This is a genomic window from Nocardia inohanensis NBRC 100128 (assembly GCF_001612945.1).
Taxonomy (GTDB): Bacteria; Actinomycetota; Actinomycetes; order Mycobacteriales; family Mycobacteriaceae; genus Nocardia; species Nocardia inohanensis.
Map to the genome: position 1 here is coordinate 320,022 of NZ_BDBK01000001.1, position 15,463 is coordinate 335,484.

Annotated in this window: 20 protein-coding genes; 13 read left to right on the forward strand and 7 right to left on the reverse strand. The window is 68.4% G+C overall.

Annotated elements, in window-relative coordinates; all coding sequences use genetic code 11:
- Positions 1–13: 13 nt before the first annotated feature.
- Together NI1_RS01530 and NI1_RS01535 are read right to left on the reverse strand one after the other, a co-directional pair.
- Positions 14–292, reverse strand: a complete 279-nt coding sequence (locus NI1_RS01530; protein ID WP_067813319.1) for an FmdB family zinc ribbon protein — start codon at positions 290–292, stop codon at positions 14–16.
- Between the two features lie 114 nt (positions 293–406).
- The gene (locus NI1_RS01535) at positions 407–1,486 is read right to left on the reverse strand and encodes a substrate-binding domain-containing protein (RefSeq protein WP_067815053.1); all 1,080 of its coding nucleotides are present in this window, start codon (positions 1,484–1,486) and stop codon (positions 407–409) included.
- Positions 1,487–1,549: 63 nt separating this feature from the next.
- Here NI1_RS01535 and NI1_RS01540 point away from each other — a divergent pair, with 63 nt between their 5' ends.
- Positions 1,550–2,002, forward strand: coding sequence for a MarR family winged helix-turn-helix transcriptional regulator (locus NI1_RS01540; protein ID WP_067813321.1), 453 nt, complete (start codon positions 1,550–1,552; stop codon positions 2,000–2,002).
- On the opposite strand, the gene NI1_RS01545 is transcribed toward NI1_RS01540, so the two are convergent.
- From NI1_RS01545 to NI1_RS01555, 3 genes are all read right to left on the reverse strand, one after another.
- Positions 1,999–3,081, reverse strand: a complete 1,083-nt coding sequence (locus NI1_RS01545; RefSeq protein WP_067813323.1) for an NAD-dependent epimerase/dehydratase family protein — start codon at positions 3,079–3,081, stop codon at positions 1,999–2,001. The two genes, NI1_RS01540 and NI1_RS01545, sit on opposite strands and share 4 nt — an antisense overlap.
- A 292-nt stretch (positions 3,082–3,373) precedes the next feature.
- On the reverse strand, positions 3,374–3,913 hold the full coding sequence (locus tag NI1_RS01550) for a TerD family protein (protein WP_169815519.1): 540 nt from the start codon (positions 3,911–3,913) through the stop codon (positions 3,374–3,376).
- A gap of 93 nt (positions 3,914–4,006) precedes the next feature.
- Positions 4,007–4,453, reverse strand: a complete 447-nt coding sequence (locus tag NI1_RS01555) for an SRPBCC family protein (protein WP_067813327.1) — start codon at positions 4,451–4,453, stop codon at positions 4,007–4,009.
- A gap of 204 nt (positions 4,454–4,657) precedes the next feature.
- On the opposite strand from NI1_RS01555, the gene NI1_RS01560 reads away from it, so the two are divergent.
- Genes NI1_RS01560 through NI1_RS01570 form a run of 3 tightly spaced genes read left to right on the forward strand, consistent with a single transcriptional unit; the run spans position 4,658 to position 6,984 of the window.
- Positions 4,658–5,245 carry a hypothetical protein gene (locus tag NI1_RS01560; RefSeq protein ID WP_157534886.1) on the forward strand — a complete coding sequence of 196 codons (588 nt, stop codon included), beginning with the start codon at positions 4,658–4,660 and terminating at the stop codon, positions 5,243–5,245.
- Between the two features lie 34 nt (positions 5,246–5,279).
- The gene (locus tag NI1_RS01565) at positions 5,280–5,813 is read left to right on the forward strand and encodes an SRPBCC family protein (RefSeq protein ID WP_067813330.1); all 534 of its coding nucleotides are present in this window, start codon (positions 5,280–5,282) and stop codon (positions 5,811–5,813) included.
- 1 nt (position 5,814) lies between these two features.
- Positions 5,815–6,984, forward strand: a complete 1,170-nt coding sequence (locus NI1_RS01570; protein WP_067813332.1) for a zinc-dependent alcohol dehydrogenase — start codon at positions 5,815–5,817, stop codon at positions 6,982–6,984.
- A gap of 232 nt (positions 6,985–7,216) precedes the next feature.
- On the opposite strand, the gene NI1_RS01575 is transcribed toward NI1_RS01570, so the two are convergent.
- Positions 7,217–7,687, reverse strand: a complete 471-nt coding sequence (locus tag NI1_RS01575) for a grhN (protein WP_245663016.1) — start codon at positions 7,685–7,687, stop codon at positions 7,217–7,219.
- Between the two features lie 108 nt (positions 7,688–7,795).
- Between NI1_RS01575 and NI1_RS01580 the strand changes: the two genes are divergently transcribed.
- The 3 genes from NI1_RS01580 (at position 7,796) to NI1_RS01590 (ending at position 11,345) form a co-directional block, all read left to right on the forward strand.
- Entirely contained in the window at positions 7,796–8,947 is a 1,152-nt protein-coding gene (locus NI1_RS01580; protein WP_067813334.1) for a helix-turn-helix transcriptional regulator, read from the forward strand.
- Positions 8,948–9,133: 186 nt separating this feature from the next.
- Positions 9,134–10,873, forward strand: a complete 1,740-nt coding sequence (locus NI1_RS01585; RefSeq protein WP_157534887.1) for a glycosyl transferase — start codon at positions 9,134–9,136, stop codon at positions 10,871–10,873.
- A gap of 76 nt (positions 10,874–10,949) precedes the next feature.
- Positions 10,950–11,345 carry a hypothetical protein gene (locus NI1_RS01590; RefSeq protein ID WP_174564444.1) on the forward strand — a complete coding sequence of 132 codons (396 nt, stop codon included), beginning with the start codon at positions 10,950–10,952 and terminating at the stop codon, positions 11,343–11,345.
- Between the two features lie 27 nt (positions 11,346–11,372).
- Here the strand turns inward: NI1_RS01590 and NI1_RS01595 are convergent, their stop codons facing one another.
- Positions 11,373–11,849 carry a hypothetical protein gene (locus NI1_RS01595; protein WP_067813340.1) on the reverse strand — a complete coding sequence of 159 codons (477 nt, stop codon included), beginning with the start codon at positions 11,847–11,849 and terminating at the stop codon, positions 11,373–11,375.
- 200 nt (positions 11,850–12,049) lie between these two features.
- On the opposite strand from NI1_RS01595, the gene NI1_RS01600 reads away from it, so the two are divergent.
- The 6 genes from NI1_RS01600 (at position 12,050) to NI1_RS01625 (ending at position 15,460) form a co-directional block, all read left to right on the forward strand.
- Positions 12,050–12,487: a phage holin family protein gene (locus NI1_RS01600; protein ID WP_067813342.1), complete on the forward strand. Its 438-nt coding sequence runs from the start codon at positions 12,050–12,052 to the stop codon at positions 12,485–12,487.
- Positions 12,484–12,831 (forward strand): DUF3618 domain-containing protein, encoded by a 348-nt coding sequence (locus NI1_RS01605; RefSeq protein WP_067813345.1) that lies wholly within the window; start codon positions 12,484–12,486, stop codon positions 12,829–12,831. Before NI1_RS01600 ends, NI1_RS01605 begins: the two co-directional genes overlap by 4 nt.
- Positions 12,828–13,088, forward strand: coding sequence for a DUF4235 domain-containing protein (locus NI1_RS01610; RefSeq protein WP_067813346.1), 261 nt, complete (start codon positions 12,828–12,830; stop codon positions 13,086–13,088). Before NI1_RS01605 ends, NI1_RS01610 begins: the two co-directional genes overlap by 4 nt.
- Before the next feature lie 31 nt (positions 13,089–13,119).
- Positions 13,120–13,932: a DUF72 domain-containing protein gene (locus NI1_RS01615; RefSeq protein ID WP_067813348.1), complete on the forward strand. Its 813-nt coding sequence runs from the start codon at positions 13,120–13,122 to the stop codon at positions 13,930–13,932.
- A gap of 129 nt (positions 13,933–14,061) precedes the next feature.
- A complete protein-coding gene (locus NI1_RS01620) occupies positions 14,062–15,108 on the forward strand; it encodes a YihY/virulence factor BrkB family protein (protein ID WP_067813350.1) in 1,047 nt (348 codons plus the stop codon).
- A gap of 37 nt (positions 15,109–15,145) precedes the next feature.
- The gene (locus tag NI1_RS01625; RefSeq protein ID WP_245663017.1) at positions 15,146–15,460 is read left to right on the forward strand and encodes a hypothetical protein; all 315 of its coding nucleotides are present in this window, start codon (positions 15,146–15,148) and stop codon (positions 15,458–15,460) included.
- The last annotated feature ends 3 nt before the right edge of the window (positions 15,461–15,463 follow it).

Below are 15,463 nucleotides of genomic sequence, written 5' to 3' on the forward strand. Positions count from 1 at the left end.
CCCTCCTTCGATATCAGGGGCGGGGAAGCTTGCGGTGCAACGGATTCCGGGTGACCGGGGCGCTCACGCGGCCCTTCGGCGCACCCACCACGGCGGGTTCGCTCGCGGTCCGGCGGGTGGCCTCGATGAGCCGTGCGGCGGCCGAGCCCGGCCGTACGAACGCGCCGCCGCCCACCTGCCGGCGGCTCGCGGCCGCGCAGCCGGGGCACTCCGTCAGGTCCGGCACCGCGGCCATGCTGAAGCTGCGATCGAAGCTGCCGCAGTCGCGGCAGCGGAACTCGTAGAGGGGCACGCTCTCACCTCATTTATTTTCATACGGATATATTCCGTATGGAGACGATACAAAGGCACGGGTGTCTCCGCGGCGAAACCTCCTGATGAAATTCGTATTACGCGAGTTGCCGGGTCAGCCGTGCAGTTCGGCGAGCACGCTGAACCGCAGGGCATCGGCGTCGGCGAGGAAGACCGGCTGGGTGGTGTGCGCGCCGCGCACCCGCACCTCACCGCGCGGCCCGGCGTAACCGACCTGTGCCGCATGCCTTTCGATCAGCTGCGGATCCAGGCTGCGGGCGGTCTCGGCGAGGGCGGCGAACAGCAGCATGCCCTCGTAGCAGGATTCGCCGATATTGTTCAGCGCCGGTGCGAAGGTGCCGAAACGGCGGGTGTAGCGGCTGCCGAAGTCCATGCCCTCCGGGCTGATCACGCTCTCGAAATAGCCCGAGGCGGTGTACAACCCGCGGGTGCTGCCCGCGCCGCCCGCGTACAGCACGTCCTCACCGATCATCATCGACAGCCTCAGCCGGCTCTCGTCCAGCCCGGCACGGGCGAAGGTGCGATTGAATGCCGCGCAATCCGCGCCGACCATGAACAGCAGCACGCCCTGCGCGGGGGAGTCGCGGATGAGGTCGAGCGCCCGGCGGAAATCGCGGCCGCCCAGCGGCACATAGGTCTCCCCGACGATGGAGATATCGGTACCGGCGGTGAATTCCCTTGTCGCACGCGCTGTCTCGCGCGGCCAGACATAATCGTTGCCGACCACGCACCAGCGCCGCAGCCCGGACTCCGCGCGCAGCCAGCGCAGCGCCGGGAACAATTGCTGATCGGGCGTCTCGCCGACCATGTAGACGCCGTCGGCGTTCTCGCCGCCCTCGTAGAAAGTGGTGTACACGTACGGCACCCGGCCCGCGGTCTGCGGCGTGATGACCTTGCGCGCGTTCGACAGATGCCAGCCCACCACGCCGTCGATCTCGCCGCGATCCACCATCCGCCCGATCTGCGCGGCCAAACGCGGCAGCGGCGCACCGGAATCGACGGGATGCAGGCGCACCGGGCGATCCAGGATGCCGCCCATGGCATTGATCTCCTCGGCGGCCAGGGTGGCGCACGCCTCGGAGGACGGCCCGAACATGCCCGCGGAACCGCTCAGCGGAATGACCAGAGCGATATCGACCGTCGCCCGGCCGTCACGAGAATTCAAGGGGCGCATGGAAATCTCCACCACGTATTTCCATTTGAATCTTTACCATCCGGCCTTGTATATAGTGCTGACGTGGACGATAGCACCGCTGCCGCCGCGCTGGCGGAGCTGGCGCGACTGATACGCCGGACCTCGCAGGAATTGGATCGCGCCATCGCGGGCTGTATCGGGGAGAATTCGGTCGGCCGCTGGCACGTGCTGACCGCCGTCGTCTCCAGCGAAGGCCGCTCCATGTCCGAACTCGCCGAGGCCACCCTGCTCACCGGGGCCAACCTGACCCGTCTGGTCGATGCGATGATCTCCGACAACCTGGTTCATCGCCGGGTCGACGAGGCCGATCGCCGCCGGGTACTGGTCTTTCCCACCCGCCGCGGCCGGCTGAGCCATCAGGTGATGAGCGCCGCCATCGAAGAAAGCGGCCTGGACCTGCTCGCCACCGGCAACCCCCGCCTGGCCAAGACGCTGACGCGGTTCATCGAGCGTATCCAGGACGCCGGAATTCCAGCCGAATCCGCGGCCGACTAGTCGGCTCGCGGGGCGGTTTCGTGATCCGCGGGGTCGAAGCCGCCTATGCCGGAGGCGAATTCGCGGATTCGCAGGTGGCCGCTCGCGCTGCGCGCCAGTGCGGGGGTGTCGATATCGGCGGCCGTGCGGACGCCGTCGATCACCTCGCGTACGGCGTCCAGTGAGCTGAAACGCGGATTCCAGCCCAGCTCGTCGCGGGCGCGGGTGGTATCCATCACCGGTAGCCGCAGGAAGGCGTCGAGCAGTTGGGGTGGGACGGGGGTCAGATGCAGATGCCAGGCCACCGCGGCGGCCGACCGCAGCAGCCGGGGTGGGACGCGCAGGGGGCGGGCGTCGAAGAGTTCCGCCAGCAGGTGGGCGTCGAGGACCGGGTCGGCCGCGATATTGAACGGGCCCGAGACATCGCGCAGGATGGCGAGCCGGCACGCCTCGGCCACGTCGTCGGCGTGGACCGCTTGCAGCCGGAGTTTCGGGGTGGCCGGAACGAACGGGATCAGGCGGGGGCGCACCAGCCGGTTCGGCAGCAGCGGGCCGGCGAACATGCGTCGTTGTTCGGTGGCGGCGCCGCGCTGGAAGACGAACGGCGGACGGAGGCGCACCACCCGGCACTGCGGGTTGGCGGGCGCGAATTGGTCCAATACGCGCTCGATGTACGCCTTCTCGCGGGTGTACCCGGCTTCGGGCCAGCCGTCGGTGGGCCAGGTCTCCGGCACCGGTCGCGTATCGCGGCGCGGCGAATAGGCTCCGGCTGACGATGCGTAGATCAAGGCCGGAATCTGCGCTGTGGCAACGGCTTTCAAGAGGCGCTTGGTTCCGGTGATATTCGTCCGCCACGTTTCCAGGGGCCGGCGCATCGGCTGGATCGACCAGGCCAGATCGACGACGGCGTCCGCCCCGCGGAACGGCAGTTCCAGCTCGTCGGACCGGATGTCGGCCGCCGCCCAGTCGACCTTGTCGACGCGGAGCGCGGGCGGCCGGCGCGCGAGGCCCAGTATGGATGTGACCGCCGGGTCCGCGGCGAGCGCCCGCACCACCGCGGTTCCGATATTGCCGGTGGCGCCGACCACGACGACTCGCATGAGCACTCCTCCGTGAGATCTTTCCGGCGCTATACCCCCGCGCCGGGCGATCACACCGCAAACTCGGCACGCCGTGAGCAGGCTGCTGACCGGCGCGGCGCTTGAAGTCCCGTTTGCCGGGTATCCGAGGAATGTTCGACCGTACGGCTTGTTCGGGCTTGGAGAATACCGAGAACCGGCGCGACGCCACGTACACCGTCAACGGCGACGGAGGACCTCAACGGCGAGGACAGGTGCGGGTAGTCGGCCACCGGATCTTGGCGTTACGGTATCGATTTCGCAGGCCGCAGGGTCAGAGGAAACGACCCAGCTGGGTTGCGGCTTCTACCGGGTGCCGGGCCGAGATGCCCTCGTTGATCCCACGGAACTCCCAGGTTCCCGTGGCGCGGAACAGTCCACCCATGATGAAGCCGGTGCCCGCGACGGAAGAGATGTCGTAGCGCGCCAGTTCGGTGGTGGACGCGGTGTCCACGATCCGGCAGAAGGCGTTCTCCACTACGGACAAATCCTGTCCGGTGTAGCAGGTGACGATGAAAAGCATTGCCGTGACCGCGGAATCGACGCGGGAAAGGTCGACGGTGATGATCTCGTCGTCGCCGGGCCCTTCGCCGGTGAGATTGTCACCGTGCAGCTGAACCGATCGGTCCGCCGCGAGCATCTGCTCGTGATAGACGACATCGGTGAGACCGGCGGCGGTGTAGATCATCGCCGCGACATTCAGATCGATCTCCGATTGTCTGCCCCAGCGCCGGCGGCGCGCCGGATCCCAGCCCAAACCCACTCGGAGATAAACGATCTCGGCACCCTGCGCGTCGTGCAGCGGAATAGTCACGAACCGCAAGATGCCGCATGGAACACGAGTCCGCAACACAGCGCGCGAAGGCGGTCGCCGGAAAACGCGTGGAGCAGCCTCGATCTCGCCGGGTCACCGCTGCTGGTAGCCGGCGGTGACGAGGTCGGAGAGGCGGGAGAGGGATTCCTTGTTGCGGGGCTTCAGCATTGCGGTTTCGAGGAGGCCGGGGAGTAGGCGGGCCGGGCCTTGGTCGACGGTTTCGACCATGCGGACTTCGGTGGTGTGCGCGGTGGTGGGGGTGAGTTCCAGGCCGATCCAGGCTTGACCGAACGGCCAGAGGCGGGCGTGTAGTTCGAGTTTGTGCGGGGGGTCGCAGGCTAGGACGACGGTGGAGTCTTCGACGGTCAATGGCCAGAGGCCGACGCTGTGGTGGATTTTGGATCCGACTCGGGGCCAGTCGGCGTCCACGGCGCGCATGTGGCTGGCGCCTACTACCCAGTGGGCGTAGGACCAGCCGTCGGCCAGGACGGCGAAGACCTCTTCCGGAGATCGGGGGATCTCTGCTCTGACTTCGGTCATCGGGTTCCGATCGCGGTCGGGCCGCTGTGCGGGGGATGCCAGCGTGGTCTAGGCGAGCTACCCGCGGATCAGGGGGCTAAACCTGGTCGGCAAACGATCGGCAGCTGGTGTGACCGGTGCGGGATGCGTGGTGGTCGATCTCGGTTTCGGGGGTGCGGATAATGCCGGCGGACCGGGGTATGCGGGACCAAAATGGAGGCGTTCATGGAGGATTCGCTCGATCTGTCGGGAATCGAATTCGCGGACAGACTTTTACGGGCCGCCGCGGACCCGGGACGGATCGCGACGCTGATCGCGGCGGTCATCGGGGACACCATCGAGGTCGGTCCGCTGCCGCTGGCTCCCGGCGGGCTGGTTTCGGCGGCCGCGGTCGGGCGGGCGCGGGAGGTCCGGGTGATTCCGGCCGCCGACGACTACCGGGTGATGGCGGTGCGGGCGCCCATTCTGCTGGGGCTGCGGGTGCAGCTGCTGGGGATGGTCGCCCGATACTCGGCGATCGTCAGCGTATCGACCGAGATCCGGTTGATTCCCCGGCTGCCGTGCGCGCTCTCGGTGGAGATCGCACCCGTACGGGGCGAGCAGATCACGACCCGGCTGTACGCGCGCGACGCGCTGGCGAAGGTCATCCGATACGCGGTGCCTGTCGAAGCGCTCATCGAGTCGCATGTCGCGCGCTACGTCAACACGGTGCTGGAGGGGCCGGAGGTGCTGGGCCTGCGGCATATCGATGTGGCGGAGGCGATCGAACGCGCCTGGGACTCGGGTCTGCTTCTGAGCCGGCCGACCGGGTAGTCGAGGAACAGACTCCGAATCGAAGGGTGGACCGATGACCGGATCGAATGTGCTCGCGCGGTATGCGGACAAGGCCAAAGGGCAGGTGGGCGGCCTGGTGGCGAAGGTGGCCGGGTCCGGCTCCGGCGCGGCGGCCGCGCGCACGCTGACCATCGGCGCACCGCGCGCCGAGGTCGAGCGGTTCTGGCGGGATCCCGAGCGACTGTCGGCGGTACTCGACGGGCTGGGCGTCGTTCGGATGAGCGCACCCGGCCGGTACGAGTGGACGGTGCGCCCAGCGGAGAGCGAACCGGTCACCTGGCAGACCACCCTCACCGAAACCGAGGACGGGCTGCGCTACGCCGGCGACTCCGACGCGCCGCGAATCGAGCTGGTGTTCCGCGACGCCCCGGCCGACCTCGGCACCGAGGTGACCTTGCGGGCGAGCACCGCCCTGCCCGAATTCCTCACCGGCGCAGCCGCTTACGCGGCGCTCTACCGGGCGCGCGCCCTGCTGCAAACCGGTGAGCTGCCCACGCTCGAACCCCTCGCGAGTGCGCGGACCGGCGCACACGGCAAAGGAGAATAAGATGCGCGCGCTCTGCTGGAACGGTGTCAACGACCTCGCGGTGGAGACCGTCGACGATCCCGCGCTGATCAACCCGCACGATGTGATCGTGGCCGTCGGCCTGAGCACCACCTGCGGTTCGGATCTGCACTTCATCGACGGCTACCTGCCGGGCATGCGCGCGGGCGATGTGATCGGCCACGAATTCATGGGTGAGATCGTGGAGACCGGCTCCGAGGTCACCGCCCGACGGGTGGGCGAGCGGGTGGTGGTGCCGTCGTTCATCGGCTGCGCGTCCTGCTGGTACTGCGCGCACGACATGTGGTCGCTCTGCGATACGACCAACCCGAATGCCGCCGCGCAGCAACCGATGCTGGGGGAACCCACGGGAGGCATCTACGGATATACGCACCCCTTCGGCGGCTATGCGGGCTCGCACGCGCAGTACATCCGGGTGCCGTTCGGCGACGTCAACTGTTTCCCCGTTCCCGACGGCGTGACCGATACGCAAGCGGTGTTCCTTTCCGACGCGGTCCCGACCGGCCTGATGGGCGCGGAGTTCTGCGATATCTCCCCCGGCGACACGGTCGCGGTGTGGGGCAGCGGCGGCGTCGGCCTGATGGCCGCGCAGAGCGCCCACCTGCTCGGCGCCGGACGCACCATCGTCATCGACCGCATTCCGGAACGACTCGAGCTGGCGCGCAAGCACTTCGGCGCGGAGACCATCGACTACAGCGCCGTCGACAGCGTCGAGGAAGTGCTGCGTGAGACCACCGGCGGCCGCGGCCCCGACGCCTGCATCGACGCCGTCGGCATGGAGGGGCACGGCACCGGCGTCCAGCAGATCTACGACCGCGTCAAGCAACTGCTGCGCCTCGAGACCGACCGCGCGACCTCGCTACGCCAGGCGATTCACGCCTGCCGGAAGGGCGGCGTCGTCTCGGTCCTCGGCATCTACGGCCTGACCGACAAATTCCCGATGGGCCTGGTCACCAACAAGAGCCTCACCATCCGCACCTCCCAGCAGCAGGGCCAGCGGCACATGTCACGGATGTTCGACTACATCCAGCAGGGCGACCTCGACCCGTCGTACCTGATCACCCACGACCTGCCGCTCGAGGACGCGGTGCACGGTTACGACGTCTTCAAGAACAAGGAAGAAGGCTGCGTCCGAGCCGTTTTCCGCCCCTGAGCGCCGATCCCCGCGCGCCGCGAGGTGCGGAACATCCGAGCCAGTAATAGGGCGATCGGCACCGAACACACCATCCAGATGGTCAGGATCGTCAGCAGTATCGCCATGGCGGGGACTTTCGTTCGTGCGGGTGTATTCGCTCAGCAAACTCCTGGTGGCCGGGTGCCGGACAGGGCCGAAGGGCCGTTCTCCGGGCCGTTTGGCCCGAACGGGGCAAATCGTGCGCGGGAAGCTACCGTTCGTCGAAGTCGATGCGGATCATGTCGCGTGCGATGGCGGACAGGTCCGCCGCGGTCGGGTCGTAGCCGCGAGCGACCTTCAACCCCAGCTCGAAAGGTGTCGCGCCGTGGTCGAAGGCTTGCCGCAGCGCCGCGCCCAGCTGGTCCGGGGCGGCGTGCACCAGCACGGCCCGGCCGTGCCGGATCCGGCCCTGCTGGGTGACGGTGACCGGTATCGGGTCGGTGAAGTTGAGTCGCCAGGGACGCTCGGTGAATACCGTCGGCACGCCGTCGATCGTGTGCAGGCAGATCGGTATTCGCAGGGGTCTCCCGCTGCGCCTGCCGGTGAATTCCAGCAGCGCTTGCAGGTGGATGCGCCGGCCGAGGCGCGGATCGGTGAGGATCCGGCGAACCAGCGGGTTGATCATGCGCATGAGGGCCGGGGGAGGCGGGGCCAGCCGGACCCTGGTGGTCGTTGTCGTCATCGCGGACTCCTAGGTTCTGATATCGATCACGCTAGGAATCCGTGGACCTGCGCGTAATACCAGAAAAGTGGCATTTCCGCGGGGCGGCACGGGTCGTACGGTGGGGTCATGAGCGCGGATACCTGGCAGCGCGCCGCGGACAAGATCACTCGGTTGTGCGCCGAGCCGCATGATCTGGTGGCGCTGTGGGAGGCGTCGGCCGAGGTGCTCGCGGAGGTCGTCCCGCACTACTGGACGCCGTGCTTCTACACCCTGGACCCGGCCTCGCTGCTGATGACCAGTCATTTCCATCGCGGGCTGGACGAGTTCCCGGGCGATTGGCTGGTCAGCGAGTACTACGACGAGGACGTCAATCAGCTTGCGGACGTGGCCCGTTCGGCATCGGGGATCTCCACCCTGCACGAGGCGACCCACGGTAATCCGTCCAGCAGCCCGCGCTGGCATCGCAATATGACGATGGGCGGCGACCAGGAACTCGTCACCCGCCTGCGCACCCGCTCCGGCGAGGTGTGGGGTGCGCTCGCGCTCTACCGTGAACCCGACCGCCCCCTGTTCAGCACGGCCGAGCAGAGCTTCGTGCGATCGGTGGCGCCCACGCTCGCCGAGGGGGCCCGCGCCGCGCTGCTGCTGGGCCAGGCGCGGCAGCCCGACTTCGCCGATTCGCCCGGTCTGCTCATCCTCGACGGCGACGGCAGGGTGGAATCGGCTACGCCCGGCGTCGAGCGCCGGCTCGCGGAACTGCCTGACGGCGACCAGGATTCGGGGCGGCTGCCGTCCGCGGTGCTCGCCCTGGCCGGACGTACCTTGCGCGCGGCCGACCATCCGGATCGCGGGGAGGTCAGCGTGGTGCGGGTGCTGTCACGCACCGGCACTTGGATCGTGCTGCACGGCGCGTGCCTGAACTCGACCGGCGCCCGGCGCGTCGCGGTCATCATCGAGCCCGCCCACCCCGGCCGCCTCTACCCGCTGCTGATGTCCGCCTACGGCTTGACCGAACGCGAGAAGGACCTCACCCGGCTCGTCCTCCAGGGCGCCTCGACCTCCCAAATCGCCACGGAGCTGGTGCTTTCCGCGCACACCGTGCAGCAACACCTGAAGAGCATCTTCGACAAGACCGGCGTCCGCAGCCGCCGCGATCTCGTCGGCAAGGTCTTCTTCGCCCACTACGAGCCGCGGGTGCGGGACAACGAGCGCCGCGCCCTGGACGACCGGCCGTTGCGCGGCGAACCCTGGCTGGGAGCGGCGGCGCCTCAGCTGTGATCGCGGTCTCGCGCCCGGGTATCGTGAGCGGCTGATCGTGGTTGTGAAGGGTAGAGGGATTTTCGCGTGGCACTGGGGTGGGCGGCCGATCGGACCGAAGCGGACCGATCGGCGACAGGAGTCGAAGCGGGAGTCGCGCCGGAAACGGTGCGGGCCGGGCGTATTCGGGGGCGGCCGGCGGGGCGAATGCGTTCGGCGCGTGCCGATCTCATCGTTGCCGGTGGCTATCTGTCGCTCGCGGTGTTCGTACTCGCGGGGCTGTGGCGTCATCCGCGGAGCGGTTATCTGATCGACAGCGATCAGGATCAGACGTTGTACGAGTGGTACTTCGCGATCACGGCGCACAAGGTCACCCACTTGGAGAGTCTGTTCAGCACGTCGTTGCAGAACTATCCCGACGGGGTGAACCTGATCGCCAATACCCTGATGTACGGTGTCGGCGTACCGCTTACGCCCGTCACCCTGCTGTTCGGGCCGAGCGTCACCTTTCTCATCGCGCTGACCCTGGGCTTGTCCGGGACCGCGTTCGCCTGGTACCTGGTGTTCTCGCGCGAGCTGGTGGAGTCCAGAATCGCTGCGGCGCTCGGTGGTTTGTTCTGCGGTTTCGCACCGGCCATGATCTCCCATGCCAACGGCCACCCGAATTTCATTGTGCTGGGGCTGCTTCCGTTCATCGCCATGCGGGTCATCAAGATCGCACGGCGGGCGGAGGGCGACGCGCAGCCGGACCCGGCGGCGCAGCGGCGCGATGCCATCGTGCTGGGCCTGCTGGTCGCCATGCAGCTCATGCTGGGCGAGGAGCCGCTGCTGATCTTCGCCCTGGCGTTCGCGGTCTTCGCCCTGGCCTACCTGCGCTCCCGGGACGCTATCCGGCGCACCGTGCGCGCCGTCGCGCGGCCGGTGCTGCTCGCGGCGGTGATCACGCTGGCGCTCACCGCGATTCCGCTGTGGTACCAGTTCCTCGGCCCGCAGTCGTATGAATTCGGCGGTATCGGCCGGGTGGGCAACGACCTGCTGGCGCCGTTCCAGTTCGCGCCGCAATCGGCCGGCAGCGGGCTGTCGTTCGGCCCGGACGTGAGCATCAATCCGACCGAGAACAACTCCTACTTCGGCTGGCCGCTGCTGCTGCTCATCGCCGCGACGGTGTTCCTGCTGTGGCGCGAGCGCATCGTGCGGGCCGCCCTGATCACGGGGATGGCGTTCGCGGCGCTGTCGCTGGGCATCGTGCTCTCCGCCGGCGGCAATATCACCATGGTGCCGATGCCGTGGCTGGCATTCGCCTGGATTCATCCCCTGAACGGCATCATCGAAACGCGGTTCAGCATGGTGGCGATCCCGGCCATCGCGATCGTCCTGACCCTGGGCGCCCAGCGGGCGATCGACCATTGGCGCGGCTCCACCGCCAAGTGGCAGCCGGTCGCCTGGTTCGCGGCCCTGGCCTGCGCGCTGCTGCCCATCGCACCGACCGGGCTGCCGGTGGTGGAGCGCACCCCGACGCCCGCCTTCTTCGCCGACGGCACTGTGCGGCAGTACGTTTCGGAAGGCTCCGTGGTGATCGTGCCGCCGTCCACCGCGGTGGAGGCGGACGCGCTGCGGTGGCAGCTCGACGCCGACTTCGGCTTCCCGCTGGTGGGCGGCTACTTCGTCGGGCCCACCGGCACCGACAAGACGGCCCGCTACGGTCCCGTCGACCGGCCCACCGGAAACCTGCTCGCCCTGGTCCGGACCTTCGGCACGGCCCCGGAGATCGACGGGACGCGTCGCGATCAGGCCCGCGCCGACCTGCGTTACTGGCGGGCCGATGTGCTGGTGCTGCCGCCCACGGTCAACAGTGAGCTGCTGCGCCGCACCGTGGACGACCTGCTGGGCGTGCCCGGGCAGCCGGTGGACGGTGTGTGGGTGTGGGACGTGCGCGCCCTGGTTTGAGCGGATGGACCCGCGGGCGGCGACATATAGTGGGAATTCGAGCGTTTCAGTCGCACCGGATGGGATGTATTGGGCTGTGAAACACCAGTTCGAAGTGACACAGGAGATTCCCGATCCGTGGTCGAGCCACCGCGTCGCGCCGCATTGGATTCCGGCGCGCGGCTTGAGCAACGGGCTGGACGCCCGCGCCTGGGCGGTGCTGGCGGACCTGGACGAATCTCAGGTCTACCGCGTGCTTTTCGCGCTCTCCGACGCGCGCATCGCGGGGTATGTGCTGCCGGTGCGCGCGACCGTCCTCGAAGCCGGTGATCCCGAGGTCGTCTGGCGGCTGCGGGTCGACCTGCGGCAGTATCGCGCCGCCGAGGATCGGTTGATGGAGGTGCTGCGCTACGGCCGCCCGCGCCGCGCTCCGCAACCGCCGCGCGGCACCCGCCGCCGCCTGCGAGTGCCGCTGGTCCGTAAGGCGCGCTGAAGCGGCGTCGCGCTCCGCGATCGGCTATCAGCTGATATCGATGGTTCCGTCGAACACCATCGGGGTGGCGCCCGGCATGCAGTCGGTGAACGAACTCGTCGGCATCGGAATGCCGTAGCCGATCATGTTCGGTGCGCCGTCCCGGCCCTTGGTGACGGTGATCTGGATGGCCATCGCGTCCGGAGCGAAGATCATCACCGGTTTGGCCGTCGTGATCGGATACACCAGCGACACCGTGTCGCCCTGCACCCGCAGACAGGTGACCGGACCGGTGACCTGCACCGGCAGGTTCATGCCCCCGAGTTGCCCGGTCGCGGTATAGGTTCCGGTGGCCGGCCCGTCACCGGACCCTCGCGCATCGACATGCAGGATATTCATGCCCATCACCTGCATGCTGCCGTTGATCGTCACCGCGGCCGGCGCCGCCGTGGCCTGTCCCGCGCCGGCGATCGCCGCCGCTCCCGCGATTGCTACACATGCGCTGAAACGAGTGAGCCCTGTCATGGCAAAACCTCCGATGTGATCGTTCTGTCCGTGTGTGCGCCGTGTACCCGGGGTTCAGCCGGCTACACGGCACATCCCGCGCCCGGGTCGCCGGTGCAGCAACCGCCGCCGGACCATTTGCGACGATTCGTGGCCGATGACCGGGGTATGCGATGGAGAGCGCAGCAGGGTATCCGCCATCGAACATGAGGTGAGAGGCAATGATCCACACAGCAGAAAATTCCACGGAGGCCACTGCGGTACCCGTGCGGCCGGACAAGCGCTCCGTGGCCGAACTGATCGACGACGCCACCGCCCAGGTGTCCCGCCTGGTTCGCGATGAAATACGGCTGGCCAAATTCGAGATGCAGGACAAGAGCAAGGGCATCGCCAAAGGCGCGGGCATCGCGGGCGCGGGCGGCGTACTGACCCTCTACGGCGGTGTCGCACTGATGATCTCGGCGATCCTGGCCCTGGACCTGGTGGTGCCCGGCTGGGCGGCGGCGCTGATCGTGGCGGCGGTGCTACTCGTGCTCGGCGCGGTCTCGGCATTGATCGGCAAGAAGACCATGGGCTCGGCGGCGCCGCCGGTGCCGAACGAGGCGATCCAGGGTGTCCGCCAGGACATCGAAACGGTCGAGGCGGGGGTCCGGCGATGAACGACACCGCATCCGGCGACGCCGAAAACGTCCGGCACGACCGCGATCAGGCCAGGCAGGAGCTGGGCCGGACGGTCACGGAACTGGCCGACAAATTCGATGTCCGCGCCCGTGCCGAGGACAAGGTGCACGAAACCGCGGACACCGCACGCGAGATGACGAGCCAAGTGCGCGCGCGGGCCGCGCATCTCGCCGATCAGGTCGCCGCCAAGACTCCCGCGCCGGTGCGCGATCGAGGCGGGCAGGCCGTCGACGCGGCGCGCCGGCATCGCGTAACCGTCACGGTCGCAACCGTTTCCGCGATCGGTCTGACCTGGTGGGCACTGCGACGGAGGAAGGCATGAACGCGCTCTACAAACCTGTCGGCATGCTCGTCGGCGTCCTGGGCGGCGTCGCGGCCAATATCGTATTCACCCAGGTGTGGCGGCGCGTGAGCGGCGAGGACGAAGCGCCGAGCGCGACGGCGCGCGACTACAGCTGGCGTGAGGTGCTGGTGGCGGCGGCCCTGCAAGGCGCGATCTTCGGTCTGGTGAAAGCCTCCATCGACCGCGCGGGTGCGTCGGGATATCAGCGGCTGACCGGGACCTGGCCCGGCAAATGAACGGTCGCGGGCCGGCTGGAAGCATCGGGCGATGACGCTGCTGATCGGCACCTCCGGATGGCAGTACGCCGATTGGCGTGGGGTCTTCTACCCGAAGGGCGTCGCCCAGCGGCGATGGCTGGAGCATTACGCCCGGTCCTTCTCGACGGTGGAGTTGAATGCCGCGTTCTACCGCCCGGTGCTGCGCAGCACTTTCGAGGGCTGGCGGGAGCGCACGCCGGACGATTTCGTGATGGCGGTGAAGGGCAGCCGCGTGCTCACGCACTATCGGCGGCTGTCGGATCCGGAGATCCCGCTGGAACGCTCGCTCGAGGCCGCGCGCGGGCTCGGCGGCAAGCTGGGCCCACTGCTACTCCAGTTGCCGCCCAACCTGCCCGCCGAGCCCGACCGCCTGCGCGCGGTACTGCGGCTGGTGCCGGCGGATATTCGCGTGGTGGTCGAGCCGCGACACGAATCCTGGTGGAGCCCGCAGGTTCGCGAGGTGCTCGCGGCGCACAATGCGGCGCTGTGCTGGGCCGACCGGCTGGATCAGCCCGTCGCGCCGCTGTGGCGCACCGCGGACTGGGGTTACCTGCGATTCCACGAGGGCACCGGCGAGCCGTCGCCGAGCTATCGCGACGAGGTGCTGGCGGAGTGGGTGACGCGGATCGGCGCAGCGTGGGGCCACGACCGAGATGTCTTCGTGTACTTCAACAACGACCCGGGCGGCGCGGCCGTGCTGGACGCGATCCGCTTCGCCGAGTTCGCCCGTGCCGCCGGTCACCCGGTCGCTCGCATTCCCCGCCTCGCGGAGGTGCCGGACCTGAATCCGGCTGGGCCGCTGGGGAAATGGGCGCCCTGGTGACCGGCACGGTCGCGGGCCGCTCCCACCCGGTCCGGTCGGCGGTTTACCCGTAGCGGGCCGGGGCACCACGGGACCGAGCGTGAATCCCGTTGTGCGCACGAATGAACGAGTATCCGAGTGAGGTAAACCGTGAAGGCCACAGACCACCCGAGCCCGACCGCGACCGGAGCCCGACCCGACCTGGATCCGGACAATCCCGACAGCCCCGCCGAATTGTCGAAACCCTCGCTGATCGCGGTGGTCCGGCGCGCGGCCCGGGAATTCAAGCGCGACAACCTGACCGACCTGGCCGCGGCCCTCACCTACTACGGGGTGCTGTCGATCGTGCCCGGCCTGATCGTGATGGTCTCGCTGCTGGGCCTGCTCGGACCCGACGCCACCGGCGAAGTGATGAACCAGGTGCAGCAGATCGCGCCCGGCTCCAGCGCCGAGTTCGTGCACAACCTCATCACCCAGGCCCAGTCCAGCCGGAGCGGGGCGGGCCTCGGGGCGATTCTGGGCCTGGCGATCGCACTGTGGTCGGCGTCCGGATACGTGGCGGCCTTCATGCGCGCCTCCAATGTGGTCTACGGGATCGGTGAGGGCCGGCCGATCTGGAAGACCGCGCCGATCCGGCTCGGAGTCACCATCGTCGCGGTGATCCTGCTGGTGCTCAGCGCCATCATCGTGGTGGTGAGCGGGCCGGTCGCCCGGCAGCTCGGCGACTTCCTGAACCTGGGCGATACCGCGGTGCTGGTGTGGAGCATCGCCAAGTGGCCGGTGCTTTTCGTGCTGGTGACGGTGCTGCTGGCGATCCTGTTCTGGGCCAGCCCGAACGCCAAACAGGGCGGGGTGAAATGGGTCAGCCCCGGCGGAGTCGTGGCCGTCCTCATCTGGCTGATCATCTCCGGCGGGTTCGCGCTCTACGTCGCCAACTTCTCCTCCTACGACAAGACCTACGGATCGCTCGCGGGCGTGGTCATCTTCCTGGTGTGGCTGTGGCTGAGCAATATCGCGCTGCTGCTGGGCGCGGAGATCAATGCCGAACTCGACCACGGCAAGGCCATCGCGGAAGGGCTGCCCGAGGACGTGACCCCCTTCGCCGAGCCCCGCGATACCCGCAAGCTCGATCCGCAGGACCGGAACGCGATCGAGGCGGCGCGGTTGGGGCGCTCCAACCCGGGTACGCAGGAGTAACGACGAGTTCGCGCGTCCTCGTGAAGGGAGATTTCGCATGATGACTGGTCGAGAAACCATGAACCGGTTCCCGGGTGAGCCGCAGCCGCGGCGCTGGCGCAGGCCGCGCCGCCATGCCGGTGAAGGCATCGAGGACGGCATCAATGTGGTGGGCGCGGTGCTGGCCGGTCTGGGCATCGTCGCGCTGGCGCTGGCCTTGGTCGCGGCCGGGTACGGTTTCGCCGGATGGGCCACGGTCGCCGGTATCGCCTGCGTGGTGTTGTTCCTGGCCGGCGTGACGGTGATCTATCTCGAATGGCGTCGCCGCCGGGCGCAGGAGGGTCCCGAGACCGAAGAGCGGCAGGGACATTGACCG